At 47.1% G+C, this 12,903-nt stretch carries 11 protein-coding genes; 6 read left to right on the forward strand and 5 right to left on the reverse strand.

The window, feature by feature from the left end:
• The first annotated feature begins 184 nt into the window (after positions 1-184).
• Positions 185-1,213 (forward strand): LacI family DNA-binding transcriptional regulator, encoded by a 1,029-nt coding sequence (locus R8N46_RS04420; RefSeq protein WP_005442357.1) that lies wholly within the window; start codon positions 185-187, stop codon positions 1,211-1,213.
• 86 nt (positions 1,214-1,299) lie between these two features.
• Here the strand turns inward: R8N46_RS04420 and phnX are convergent, their stop codons facing one another.
• The 3 genes from phnX to phnW form a co-directional block, all read right to left on the reverse strand.
• Positions 1,300-2,115, reverse strand: a complete 816-nt coding sequence (phnX, locus tag R8N46_RS04425; RefSeq protein WP_186585510.1) for a phosphonoacetaldehyde hydrolase — start codon at positions 2,113-2,115, stop codon at positions 1,300-1,302.
• A 79-nt stretch (positions 2,116-2,194) separates the two neighbouring features.
• On the reverse strand, positions 2,195-3,574 hold the full coding sequence (locus tag R8N46_RS04430) for an aspartate aminotransferase family protein (protein ID WP_213972268.1): 1,380 nt from the start codon (positions 3,572-3,574) through the stop codon (positions 2,195-2,197).
• A 26-nt stretch (positions 3,575-3,600) separates the two neighbouring features.
• Positions 3,601-4,704, reverse strand: a complete 1,104-nt coding sequence (gene phnW, locus R8N46_RS04435; protein ID WP_213972267.1) for a 2-aminoethylphosphonate--pyruvate transaminase — start codon at positions 4,702-4,704, stop codon at positions 3,601-3,603.
• Positions 4,705-4,970: 266 nt separating this feature from the next.
• Here phnW and R8N46_RS04440 point away from each other — a divergent pair, with 266 nt between their 5' ends.
• The 5 genes from R8N46_RS04440 to R8N46_RS04460 all read left to right on the forward strand — a co-directional run bounded on the left by R8N46_RS04440 (position 4,971) and on the right by R8N46_RS04460 (position 11,015).
• A complete protein-coding gene (locus R8N46_RS04440; protein WP_213972266.1) occupies positions 4,971-5,981 on the forward strand; it encodes a putative 2-aminoethylphosphonate ABC transporter substrate-binding protein in 1,011 nt (336 codons plus the stop codon).
• 508 nt (positions 5,982-6,489) lie between these two features.
• The gene (locus R8N46_RS04445) at positions 6,490-7,596 is read left to right on the forward strand and encodes a putative 2-aminoethylphosphonate ABC transporter ATP-binding protein (protein ID WP_213972265.1); all 1,107 of its coding nucleotides are present in this window, start codon (positions 6,490-6,492) and stop codon (positions 7,594-7,596) included.
• Positions 7,597-7,604: 8 nt separating this feature from the next.
• On the forward strand, positions 7,605-9,329 hold the full coding sequence (locus tag R8N46_RS04450) for a putative 2-aminoethylphosphonate ABC transporter permease subunit (protein ID WP_213972264.1): 1,725 nt from the start codon (positions 7,605-7,607) through the stop codon (positions 9,327-9,329).
• Positions 9,330-9,338: 9 nt separating this feature from the next.
• Positions 9,339-10,043: a phosphonate utilization transcriptional regulator PhnR gene (phnR, locus tag R8N46_RS04455; RefSeq protein ID WP_213972263.1), complete on the forward strand. Its 705-nt coding sequence runs from the start codon at positions 9,339-9,341 to the stop codon at positions 10,041-10,043.
• A gap of 66 nt (positions 10,044-10,109) precedes the next feature.
• Positions 10,110-11,015, forward strand: coding sequence for an EamA family transporter (locus R8N46_RS04460; protein WP_213972262.1), 906 nt, complete (start codon positions 10,110-10,112; stop codon positions 11,013-11,015).
• A 68-nt stretch (positions 11,016-11,083) separates the two neighbouring features.
• On the opposite strand, the gene R8N46_RS04465 is transcribed toward R8N46_RS04460, so the two are convergent.
• A complete protein-coding gene (locus R8N46_RS04465) occupies positions 11,084-11,635 on the reverse strand; it encodes an outer membrane beta-barrel protein (RefSeq protein ID WP_005374044.1) in 552 nt (183 codons plus the stop codon).
• A gap of 12 nt (positions 11,636-11,647) precedes the next feature.
• The gene (locus tag R8N46_RS04470; RefSeq protein WP_005374042.1) at positions 11,648-12,574 is read right to left on the reverse strand and encodes a VirK/YbjX family protein; all 927 of its coding nucleotides are present in this window, start codon (positions 12,572-12,574) and stop codon (positions 11,648-11,650) included.
• Positions 12,575-12,903 lie beyond the last annotated feature (329 nt).

Here is a 12,903-nt window from a genome sequence, read left to right on the forward strand (position 1 = left end):
GAGAATGATCACAAATGGTAGCGCTATCTGATAGCGCTATCATAATTTGTGATAGCGCTACCATTTTTATCAGTCATCCGAGTTTCATATGCTTGTGATCGACTTCTAATGCGCTAATATCAAAACCACTAAAACGCTGTGGTAAGATGTCGCGGCAGAAAATAGAGAACACTAAATAAGAACAATGAGCGAACCTCGCAAACGAAGAAGTACTGGCAATGTCACCTTGGCGGACGTCGCTAAAAAAGCCGGCGTAGGCACCATGACGGTGTCGCGAGCATTACGAACGCCCGAGCTAGTATCTGACAAGCTGAGAGAAAAGATTCAACAAGTGGTTGATGAGCTCGGCTATATCCCGAATAAAGCGGCAGGGGCTTTGGCGTCTGCTGAAAGTTACTCTATCGCTCTTATCATTCCTTCCCTGTTTGAAAAAGCGTGCGCACTTTTCTTACCGAGCTTTCAACAAGCGTTGAACAAAGCGGGTTACCAGTTGCTGCTTGGTTACAGCGACTACTCGGTAGAACAAGAAGAGAAACTGCTTTCGACATTTCTTGAGAGCCGTCCAGCTGGAGTGGTGTTGTTTGGTAATGAACACAGCCAACGTACTAATCAGCTTTTGGAAGCTTCGAACACTCCTGTATTGGAAATTGCAGAGTTAAGTTCGAAAGCCAGTTATCTCAATATCGGCGTTGACCATTTTGAGGTGGGTAAAGCCTGTACCAAACATGTGATTGAACAAGGCTTCAAGAACGTGGGCTTCATTGGTGCGCGCGGCGATCACTCCACTTTGCAACGTAAGCTACACGGCTGGCAAAGCGCGATGATTGAGAACTATCTTGCGCCGGATCATTTCTTAACCACGCACGAAGCACCATCTTCACAATTGGGTGCGGAAGGGTTGGCAAAGCTATTGCTGCGCGATTCAAGTTTGAATGCTTTGGTATGTAGCCATGAAGAGATTGCGATTGGCGCGTTGTTTGAGTGTCACCGCCGAGTGCTGAAAGTCCCGACCGACATTGCGATTATCTGTTTGGAAGGTTCTTCCATGGGTGAGCACGCCTATCCAAGTTTGACCTGTGCGGAATTCGACTACGAACGCATGGGGACGAAAGCTGCAGACAAGTTACTGCAAGCCATTAAAGGTGAGCCTGTAGAGCATGCAACGGATATGGGCTTTAAGCTAAAACGCCGAGCGAGCACTGCGATCAACTAATTTGATTTGGTTAGATACTAAAACGCGATACAAAAAACCTCTCAATGCTGAGAGGTTTTTTTATACGTGAGAACAGTGATTCTCGACTACGGACGCTCACCTGCTGCTAGGCGACGTTCGATATCTGCAACCACTTCTGGGAAGTCAGCAATGGTGTCGATGAGGTAGTGCGGCGAGCTCTTGAGCAATTTTGCACGCGCTTTTTCACGAGCGGCATTAAGCGTTGCTTCGTCCGCAGCTTGGTATTCTTCAAACGTCAGACCTGCTTCGTTACCAGAAAGCAGCAAGCCAACGGTCCACATACCGGCGTTGTGACCTTCATCAATGCCCGGTGCTGCGTCATCCACTTTGATACACGCTTTAACGTCGGTTACATTCAGCTCAATCACGTTTTTCAGTGCCATAAATGGTGCTGGGCGACCACCTTGAGGCAGGTCATCTGTTGCTACTACGTAATCCGGTTTGTAGCCGTAATCCGCCGCCACTGGAATCAATACGTCCATCACTTCACGAGGGTAACCAGAACAAGAACCGATCTTGATGCTTTTGTCTTTCAGACCGTTCACAACTTTAATCGCATTAAGGATGGGGTCTGCGTGGTCAGCCACTTTTGCTTTTTGCAGAGGCATGAATGCTGCGTAGATAGCGTCGATGTCTTCGCTGGTCATTGAGCGACCAAACTTCTTATTCCAACGCTTATCAACAGCAGGAATACGACCCACAGCTTGGATGTGATCCCACTTACCAAGCCCCATTGGTTCACGTGCTTCTTTAAGGTCGATTTCAAAATCAAAACCTTGTTTGAACGCTTCCACAAAGATACTGGTTGGCGCAAAAGAGCCGAAATCGACGATAGTGCCAGCCCAGTCAAAGATCACTGCTTGAATTGGTGAGTTGCTCATGTTCAATCCTTTTTCTTGCTTGCCAGAGCGCTGCCTACACGTTGGAACTGCGCTCAGGATAAATTGGTTTTTGTTGAGGTTAGAAGTAGTTAAAGTCTTTGCATACTTTGGCGATGGCTTCTTCGAATATCGCCAACGCTTCGGTTAGTTGTTCGCGAGTAATGATCAGCGGTGGGCTGAGCTGAATCACGTTACCTTGCGATACCTTGAAGCTCACTCCGTTGTTGAGGCATTGGTACAGCACAGCTTCCGCTTCGTCATACGCGCGTGCTTTGCTTTCGTGGTCAGTGACCAGTTCAATGCCCCATAACATGCCGATGCCACGAACATCGCCAATCACTGGGTACTTGGCTTTCATCTCTAGCAACTTTTCACGCATGAACTGGCTGTCGGCTTTGGCTTTATCTAGCAAACCGTCTTGCTCAATAGCTTCCATGGTTGCCAGTGCCGCTGCACAACCGATAGGGCTTTTCTCATGAGTGTAATGGCCCATGGAGATCTGCTCAGCAGTGTTGTATTTGTCTTTGGTCACCATGGCTGCGATAGGCACTAAGCCACCACCCAAGCCTTTACCGATGCAGAGCATATCTGGCTCGATGTCGTAGGCTTGGTAGGTAAACCATTCACCACTGCGACCCATGCCGTTAGGGATGTCGTCGATGATCAGCATGACATTTTGTTTGTCACAGATTTCGCGGATGCGTTTCCAATAGGCTTTACTCGGCACTTGTACGTCGGTATTACGAACTGCTTCTGCGATAAACGCGCCCACGCCACCTTCTTTCTCAATCACGTATTCGAGGTAATCGGCGTAATGCACATCGCTGCCGTCCGCGACTGGGAAAGCACCACGGTAAGATACGGCTGGTGGGATTCGCTCAACACCTGCCATTAATGGTCCCATACCTTGGCGGAAACACGCTTCGCCGCCCACTGAGATGGCATCCAACGATGCGCCGTGGAAGGAATCCCACAGAGACACCACCTTGTAGTTGCCCGTGATGTGGCGCGCTAGTTTAAGTGCCATGCCAACCGCAGATGTGCCACCCGGAGCAAACAGCACGCGATTCAATTCGCCGCCACAGATTTGGGTGAGTTTTTCGGCACATTCAATCGCAGTTTCATTGGTAAAACGACGTGGTGAAAACGGCAGTTTGGCAATTTGCTCTTGCACACGGTTAATCACATGCGGATGACCATAGCCTAGCTGATGGACGTTATTGCCATGAAAGTCCATGTACTTTTTGCCGGTGGCATCTTGGATGTAGATGCCTTCTGCTGCTTCCAAGGTATCTAAGCAAGGCGTCGACATGGCTTGATGAAGAAAGACCTCCGAATCACGCTTCAATAATGCTTGCGTGCTTTCGTCGTCCATCGATGCATTCCAAGCTTGGCGCGCTGGTGTTGTGTTGACATCGCCTTCGCTGCGGAAATGGGTCGGTTTGATATTCTGAGTCATAACGCTTTCTCAATCAGAAGGCTGCTTTACGCAACTTGCCAGTACATTGCTTTTTCAATTGCACCGATTAAGCGCTCGATATCTGCTGGGTAAACTTCGCCAATGTTGCCGATACGGAAGCAATCTGCGTTCGACACCTTACCCGGATAAATCACGAAGCCCTGCTCTTTCAAACGTGTGTAGAACGCTTTGAATTGGTAATCACTGTGCGTCGGAGAGTAGAAAGAAGTGATGATTGGCGAGTGAAGGTCATCATTCAGTAGTGGCTCAAACCCCAAAGAACGCATACCTGCAACCAGTGTTTTCTGGTTAGTTTGGTAACGGTTATGACGAGCCTCAATGCCGCCTTCTTGTTCCAGCTCTAACAATGCTTGGTAGAAAGCGCGAACCGTGTGCGTTGGAGACGTAAAACGCCATTTACCGTGGTTCACTTCCATGCAGTGCCACTGGTCGTAAAGATCAAGGCTCAAAGAACGAGCCTGACCTTGGCACTTTTCGAGCTCAGTTTGTTTTGCAATCACAAAGCCAAAGCCCGGCACGCCTTGAATACATTTGTTTGCAGAGCTGATCATAAAATCGATGCCTAGCTCTGCGATATCGATAGGAATGCCACCAAAGCTCGACATGGCATCGAGAATCACCACTTTGCCGTTTGCTTTCGCCGCAGAAGCAAATGCCTCAATTGGGTTAAGCATGCCAGTGGTTGTCTCACAGTGAACAATCGCCACGTGTGTGATCGCAGGATCCGATGCCAATGCAGTTTCCACCTCGTTCAAGTGTGGCTGTGATGTTTCGCCTGGGGAAACTACATGGCATGGAATATTTAGGTAATCAGCGATCTGAGCGATACGTGCACCGTAAGCACCGTTGTTGACAACCAACAACTTTCCATCTTTGCCAATGGCGCTGCCAATTGTCGCTTCTACTGATGCGGTGCCGCTACCTTGCATTAGTACGCTGGTATAGCCGTCTTGCTCCGTCGCCAGTTTTACAAGCTTAGTGCGGATCACTTCTACAATGTCTTTGTTGTATTCATCATCCCAAGTACACCAGTCTTTTAGCATGGCTTCACGTACCGTTTCAGAAGTAGATAGAGGACCTGGAGTCAGTAGTAGGTATTCGTTTTTCATCTCGATTTCCATCAGAATAGGCTAATTGGTCTACACCAAGTTTTAAGTTCACTCTAGCGAGGAAGAAAAGGGCAGTAAATAGGCGAATATCCAATTTCATAAAACTTTAATATCCAGAAAATTGCGGAACAATTGAACGATTATTCATCGCAAATTTTCGTAAAACTGCCATTTAATGGTCATAATTTCGTCACAAAGGCTCAGTAGGGTGTATATCGTCAACTGGTACAGACCAAATAAAAAATTAGCCAAATTAACTGGAGAAAATGATGAAAAACCGTTTGATGAAAGGATCGCTGGCTGCACTTGTCTCTCTGCTAGCTACGAATGCAATGGCAGCACAGGAAGTCACGGTTTACACCGCTTTCGAAACTGACATTCTTGCGAAATACAAGTCTGCGTTTGAGAAAGATAACCCAGATATCAAGATTAAGTGGGTTCGCGATTCAACCGGTATCATGACGGCGAAATTGCTTGCAGAAAAGAACAACCCTCAAGCGGAAGTGGTTTGGGGTCTGGCTGGCTCGTCAATGGCACTGCTTAAAGATGAAGGTCTTCTTAAGCCTTACACACCAAAAGGTTTGGAAGAGCTGCACGCGAATCTAAACGACCCTCAATCAAACCAAGCTTGGTTTGGTAACGATGCGTTCTTTAACGCAGTTTGTTTCAACGAAGCGGTAGCGAAACAACTTAACCTACCGAAACCAACGTCTTGGGAAGACCTAACGAAGCCGGTTTACAAAGGTCACATTGCAATGCCGAACCCAGCTTCTTCAGGCACTGGCTACATGCAGGTTTCTGCTTGGCTACAAAACATGGGTGAAGATCAGGCATGGAACTACATGCGTGACCTAGACAGGAACATTGCACACTACACGCACTCGGGTTCTAAGCCATGTGTTCAAGCGGGGATGGGTGAAGTGGCTATCGGTATCTCGATGGCGAGCCGCGGCGCGAAGCTGAAAACACAAGGTGCACCACTAGCGGTTATCACACCAAAAGGCATCGGCTGGGAATCAGAAGCCGTTGGTCTAGTAAAAGAGTCGGATGCAGCGAAGCGCGTTGTCGACTGGTCAATCTCTAAAGCGGCAAACGAGCTTTACGTAGAAATGTATCCGGTGGTTGCACATAAAGAAGTGAAAGCGACTGTGTCTAACTTCCCGAACGTTCAAGAGAACATGGCGAAGATGGACTTCGCGCAAATGGGTAGCAAGCGTGCAGAGATTCTAGCTGCATGGTCTGAGAAGTTTGACGCGAAATCAGAGCCAAAATCTTAATTGAATTTGCTTTGAGTTGAATGCTGAAATCCACCTCGGTTGAGGTGGGTTTTTTGTTTTCTCTTTCTATTTCAGAGTTTGCTGCAAGTAGATTCCTAGTCTCACCTAGGTTCGCTGGAATGACGGACTTAAGAAAGTTGGGAGCTTCTATCCGCATTCACAACGTCATTCTCGAGAGTGACGAAGGAGTGAGTCGGGAATCTCAGAATATAGTACTTGTAAGAGATTCCGGATGGCTCGCTTAGGCTCGTCCGGAATGACGATCTTAAGTATATGGAGTGAAGGTCAAAACTTGTCGTTCTAAGCCGCGAATGTGATTTCAGAATTTGTAATCCACACTCATCACGTCATTCTCGAGAGTGACGAAGGAGCGAGTCGGGAATCTCTAATTGTCACGTAAACAAACTTCGCTTCCCTTCATCTATTTGTCATCTTCTGGCTATAAATTTGTCATTGGAACGTAACACTCCAAAACTAAAGTTGGTATATACCATCTGGAGCGTGTGTTATGTCAACTAACCAACATTACCTAAATATCGAAAATGTAGTGAAGCAATTCGGACAGTTCACTGCATTAAAGAAAATCTCGCTAGCGATTGAAAAGGGCGAGTTCGTTTGTTTTCTTGGTCCTTCTGGCTGCGGTAAAACCACTCTATTGCGTGCTATTGCAGGTTTAGACTTGCCAACGTCTGGTGCGATTTTTCAAAACGGTCAAGAGACCACATTCCTACCACCAGAGAAGCGCGATTTCGGCATCGTATTCCAATCTTATGCGCTGTTTCCGAACCTAACTGTGCAAGAGAACATTGCGGTGGGTTTGAAAAACCAAGGTATGTCGACCAAAGAAGCGTTAGAGAAGGTGGATTGCTGGCTAGAAACCATTGGTCTTCCAACCTCTGGCGAGAAATTCCCTAATCAACTTTCTGGTGGTCAACAGCAGCGTGTGGCACTCGCTCGCGCATTAGCGTTGTCTCCGGGTCTACTGTTACTTGATGAGCCGCTGTCAGCGCTGGATGCAAAAGTACGTGTTCACTTACGTGACGAGATTTGTAAGCTGCAACGCAAGCTTGGCATTACCACCATCATGGTTACGCACGATCAGGACGAAGCGTTGTCGATGGCAGATCGTATCGTGGTAATGAACCATGGAGTGATTGAGCAAGTTGGCACACCTCAAGAGATCTACCAGCAACCAGCCACGCGCTTTGTCGCTGAGTTTGTCGGCAGCATGAACTTTATTGAAACCTCAGTAGCAACGGACTCCCAAGTGCGCATTGCCGAAACCTTGATGCCAGCGCCAAGCTTGACTAATCGTAAGATCCAACGTGGTGACCGCTTCGACCTTGCGGTGCGCCCTGAAAGCATCAAGTTCGTTGAAAACTACACCAACTCTTTACCTGTGCGAGTTACCGCAACCGAGTTTCTGGGGGCGTTTTTCCGCATTGATTGCGTATTGCAAAACGACAGCTCAACGAAAACCATCGTCGTGGATGTTCCTGTGGAAACGGTTCAAAAATTCAATATCAAGGCGGGCGATGTACGTTACATCCAGTTTGCTGAAGAAGGGCTGCATGGTTACGCCGTGCCCTCGGTTGATAAAGCGCTAGCAGCGTAGGTGTAAACATGGATGCGAAGACAATGACGATGAATAGCCTGACCACACAAGACAAAGCAAAATCCCTACTCGGACGTGTCAGCCGCGACAACCTTGTGTTGTTTGGTTTGCTCGCTGGTTTGTCGACCATGATGGTGCTGTTCATCTTAATGCCGCTTTGGGCAATGTTGACCAAGAGTGTGCAAAATGCCAATGGCGAATTTGTTGGATTGGCAAACTTTGCGACGTACTTTTCCTCTTCAAGCTTGTGGGTGTCGGTGGGAAACACCTTCACTTTGGGCGTGATTGTAACCTCGGTGGTGGGTGTACTTGCGTTTGGTTATGCCTACGCGCTGACTCGTTCATGCATGCCGTTTAAAGGTTTGTTCCAAATCTTAGGTACTGCGCCAATCCTTGCGCCTTCGTTGTTGCCGGCGATCAGTTTGATTTTCCTTTTCGGTAATCAAGGCATTGCCAAAGAGATGCTGTTAGGAAACTCGATTTACGGCGTGATTGGTATCTCGATGGGTTTGATTTTCTGGACCTTCCCTCATGCATTGATGATTTTGACTACTTCGCTGCGCACTTCAGATGCTCGCTTGTATGAAGCAGCCCGCGCACTTAAAACATCGCCCATCAAAACCTTCTTTATGGTGACGTTACCTGCGGCGAAATACGGTTTGATCAGTACGCTTATCGTCGTCTTTACGCTAGTTATTACGGACTTTGGTGTGCCGAAAGTGATTGGTGGAAGCTACAACGTTCTGGCTACTGACATCTTCAAGCAAGTTGTGGGACAACAAAACTTTGCCATGGGTGCGGTAACAAGCATTATGCTGTTATTCCCCGCGGTAATGGCGTTCGGCGCAGACCGTTGGGTACAGAAAAAACAGAAGAGCTTATTCGACACTCGCTCGGTGCCATATCAGCCAGAACCCAACAAAGCGCGCGACAGCATTTGTTTGGTTTACTGCAGCATCATTTCTATCGCAGTGTTGGCTGTGCTTGGCATGGCGGTGTATGGCTCGTTAGTTACGTTTTGGCCTTGGAACAAAGCGCTGACGCTAAACAACTACAACTTTGCTGAAATGAGCACCTACGGTTGGAGCCCATTCTTCAACTCGCTAACGCTGGCAGGCTGGACGGCAGTGATCGGTACAGCCATTATCTTTGTCGGTGCTTACTGCATTGAGAAAGGGCGTGCGTTTGGTCCAATTCGTCAGGTGATGCAAATGCTTAGCGTGGTGCCAATGGCAGTTCCGGGTATGGTGCTTGGCTTGGGTTACATCTTTTACTTCAACGATGCGAACAATCCTCTGAACGTACTTTATGGCACCATGGCATTCTTGGTGATTAATACGGTAGTGCATTACTACACGGTGGGTCACATGACCGCCCTGACAGCGCTAAAGCAGTTGCCATCGGAGATTGAAGCCACGGCGGCATCGGTGAAGTTTCCTCAATACAAGTTGTTCTTTAAAGTGACATTACCTGTGTGTTTACCTGCGATTTTGGACATTGCGACTTACTTGTTTGTTAATGCATTGACCACCACTTCTGCGGTAGTATTCCTTTACTCAACCGATACGATTCCGGCTTCGGTCTCGATTCTGAATATGGACGATGCAGGTCAAACTGGCGCTGCAGCGGCAATGGCTGTCATGATCATGATTGCTGCCGCAATTGCGAAGATTGTTCAGATGACTTTGGGTAAATTGTTAGAAAATCGCACACAAGCTTGGCGCAAAAGATAAGGACACTTCGTGCAATACGTAAAAATTAAAGATTCGATTGTTGAACAGATTGAAGCGGGCATGCTATCGCCGCGTCAAAAGCTGCCAGCAGAGCGTAAGTTGGCGGAGTCGTTCGATACTACACGCGTCACTCTGCGTGAAGCTTTATCACTGCTAGAAGCGGAAGGTCGAATCTATCGCGAAGATCGCCGAGGCTGGTTTATCTCACCTGAGCCATTGCGTTACGACCCAACCCAAACGCTAAACTTCCCGAACATGGCGAAAGCGCAAAATCGTGTGCCAAAAACGGAGTTGGTTGCAGCAAAAGGGACGTTGGCAAACAAACAAGCGGCGCGTTTGCTGGACTTGCAGCCTTTCTCGGATGTGTATCGAGTCGACCGTGTGCGATACCTTGAAGATAGACCTGTGGTATTCGTAACAAACTACATTCGCCCAGAGCTGTTTCCGAACCTGCTGGACTACGATTTATCAAATTCACTGACGGATATTTATCGCGATAATTATGGTGTGACGTATCAAAAGATTCGCTACCGCATTTCAACCAGCACTTTGTTGGGTGAAATGGCTCAAGCATTGCGCGCGACAGCCGGTACGCCAGCGATGGTAGTGGAGCGCATCAACTACAATCAGCACGGTGAATTGATTGATTGCGATATCGAGTATTGGCGACACGATGCCATCAGCATTGAATCTCTGGCGGAACTCAATCGCTAAGTGGATTTTCTCATCATCTAAGGCTCCATCTCGGGGCCTTTATTTTATTCAGACAGGAACATTGAAATGGATTTGTTGGCGATTGGTCTCGTCGTTTTTTCTGCTGTTCTCCATGCGGGTTGGAATATCCTTGGTAAAAGCAACTCAGGCTCTGGACTCGCGTTTACTATGGCGGCTAGCTTTTCTGCATGTTTCATTCTTACCCCTTATTTGATTTGGTATTTGGCAACCATTGGCTGGACATCATTACCGAGTGAGTTTTGGGGGTTGCTGTTCATTAGCGGCATTTCACAAATGGTTTATCTGGTTGGTTTGATTGTCGCTTATAAGCACACAGACGTGGGTGTGGTTTATCCCATTGCTCGGGCACTGCCAGTGATGATGGTCGGCGCAATCAGTGTGGCATTGGGGCATGAATTATCCAGTCAGCAGTGGCTTGGATTCTTGCTGATTACTCTTGGTTGTATCCTGGTACCACTGACGAACTTTCGTCAGATGACGCTGAGCTCTTATTTGAATGTTGGTGTGTTCTGGGCATTGATTGCCGCAATAGGCACAACGGGTTACTCGGTGGTCGATAAAGAAGCGCTGAGTTTACTCACAAGGCAAGCGTCAGAGATCTTGAATGATCAGTACAGTGCAATCTTCTACTTGGGCGTGCAGTTTTGGGCAATTGGTATTCCTGCTCTTGTGTGGTGCTTAGTTACGGGCAAGCCAGATGAGATTAAGACAGCGTGGCAGATCCGCAAAACAGCTAGTATGGCAGGGATAATGATGGCATCCACCTACGGCTTGGTGCTGTTTGCGATGACTATGACGGATAACGTGAGTTTGGTGGTGGCACTAAGGCAAATCAGCATTGTGTTTGGGTTGTTTATGGGGATTTGGTTTCTGTCTGAGAAATGGTATCTCACCCGAGGGCTTGGCGTTACTTCTATCGTGGCGGGGATCATTCTCGCGCTTGCGTATTGACCTATATTCACGAAAAAAGGCAGCGAATGAGCCTCTCGCTGCCTTTTGTATTAACTTGTAAGCCTTGTTTAAAAACGCAGTTGCGCACCAAACATCACGCCGCTAGAGTCAAAATCGCTGTTTTTTGAGTACACATATTCTGCATTCAAACCAAAGTGTTTATAGCTCCAGCCGATACCGCCAGCCGCTTCACCTCCGACACTTGAGTGTTCGATGTTCTTGCTCTGACCGTTCACTTTATAAGTGTATTCGAGAGTGTAGAGAGTGACACCTGCCTTGCCGTACAGTTCGAAACCTGAACCCAGAGGATAGCTAGCATAGCCACTCAAGCGAGGTCCGGAGAAGCTCGTATCGGTGACTTCTGAAATCGGACTCACGAGTATCGAGCCGATACCGTCAAACGCGCCTTTATAACCTGCTTCGATACCAAAGTTATGTGTTGGCATGTAGCGGTAATATATTTCACCTAAGAACATGTCGCCTGATTCTTTGCTTGTCGGAGCATCGTAGTTCACATCGCCATAGCCAATGTTTGTACCTATGATGTGCTCACTGGTTTCTGCATTGGCTGACAAAGAAAAAGCCGACAGCACTAAAGCAGTAATGAATGAATAACGCATGAACGCTTCTCCTTAGCTTTTAGCTTGCTCGCCTTTTAATATTTGTTCGAAAGTGACCTTGGTGTTGTCTAGCCATTCATAACGGCGACGATACATCGAACGCTTAGAGCGCGACATGCCTTCGATATCTCGACGGGGTGCATTTACATCAATTGAGTAAAAATGACGATTGTATTCGGTGCCGCCCAATTCTTGCCAGAGTGCATCGTAATCCGTTTTGATTCGCCCTTTGCTGTAGCGCTTAGCTGCGTAAGTATGGGACTGCGTTTTCACTGCTAGAATCGTGTTCACTTCCCAAATTTGTGCGAGCAAAGTGAGCAAGCTCACCATCAAGCTTTTTGGTCTCTGTCCGTAAAGCTTACGAGTTAGCTTTTTAATTTTCGCGTTGTTTTCTTCACTGCTTCGCGGTCCTTGTAAGCCGCCAATCATAATGCTGCGTCCAGATTCGATGTGACCGAGCGTAAAAGAGAGCGTGTAGAAGTTGCCATCTTCAGCGCTGTGCAGCACTAGGCTCATATCGCCTTCTTTTTGATAACGTGCTTCGTATACTAATCTCACCGAGTACAGTATTTCGTCAATTTCAAAAGAGGCTAATGTTAGGCCTTTCGAGTCTGTGTAGATTTCTTCGATTGTTTGTTTAGAAAACAGTTCTGAAATCGTTTTATAGTGATCAACCACCAAGTTAGAACGATCGAACGCTGAGTTGTTTTTGATGATATACGGACGAAACGGCTTCTCTAAAAATCGATGCGTACGTGTACAAAGCAACTCTAACAATGACGATTCAATATTGTCTGAAAGGTGCTTAAACGCACGTTTGTAATAAAGCGCACGTAAGATGAACTTAGCTCTGTAGGTCCAAATTGGCTTGTAGACATCAGCATAATCATCTGAGTAAATCGATTTGCTATGGTAAAAAATGGATTTGTTCGCGGTCATTTTCACTCCAGATTAACTTGTGCTCAATAGCGACAATTAAGAACCGACGGACGAGCAGCGAAGAACCCGAAAAGGAGGAATGCAAAGCACGACTGAAAAGAGGTGGTTTTTGCTGTGTCCGACGTTTGTGTAAGGTTTTGAACACTGTTCTTTTGCTGGAATTCTAAGAGAAAATTGACCTTAGGTATTGTATGGTTTGGTAAGGAAGTGTCAGGTTGAAACCCATTGTTCAAAAGAAAGAAAATGCGAATGTCGGCTGAATATGACGTTGAGTTGCTAAGTTAATGTGAAATAAGTTGAACGAAAATTGAACATTATTTGAAATTGTT

Source organism: Vibrio sp. 1874 (assembly GCF_033344395.1).
Classification (GTDB): domain Bacteria; phylum Pseudomonadota; class Gammaproteobacteria; order Enterobacterales; family Vibrionaceae; genus Vibrio; species Vibrio alginolyticus.

Coding starts and splice junctions, on each gene's coding strand:
- R8N46_RS04445 (WP_213972265.1), top strand. CDS start 6,490: ATGTCAACTAACCAACATTACCTAAATATCGAAAATGTAGTGAAGCAA.
- R8N46_RS04470 (WP_005374042.1), bottom strand. CDS start 12,574: ATGACCGCGAACAAATCCATTTTTTACCATAGCAAATCGATTTACTCA.
- R8N46_RS04430 (WP_213972268.1), bottom strand. CDS start 3,574: ATGACTCAGAATATCAAACCGACCCATTTCCGCAGCGAAGGCGATGTC.
- R8N46_RS04460 (WP_213972262.1), top strand. CDS start 10,110: ATGGATTTGTTGGCGATTGGTCTCGTCGTTTTTTCTGCTGTTCTCCAT.
- R8N46_RS04465 (WP_005374044.1), bottom strand. CDS start 11,635: ATGCGTTATTCATTCATTACTGCTTTAGTGCTGTCGGCTTTTTCTTTG.
- R8N46_RS04440 (WP_213972266.1), top strand. CDS start 4,971: ATGATGAAAAACCGTTTGATGAAAGGATCGCTGGCTGCACTTGTCTCT.
- R8N46_RS04420 (WP_005442357.1), top strand. CDS start 185: ATGAGCGAACCTCGCAAACGAAGAAGTACTGGCAATGTCACCTTGGCG.
- phnW (WP_213972267.1), bottom strand. CDS start 4,704: ATGAAAAACGAATACCTACTACTGACTCCAGGTCCTCTATCTACTTCT.
- R8N46_RS04450 (WP_213972264.1), top strand. CDS start 7,605: ATGGATGCGAAGACAATGACGATGAATAGCCTGACCACACAAGACAAA.
- phnX (WP_186585510.1), bottom strand. CDS start 2,115: ATGAGCAACTCACCAATTCAAGCAGTGATCTTTGACTGGGCTGGCACT.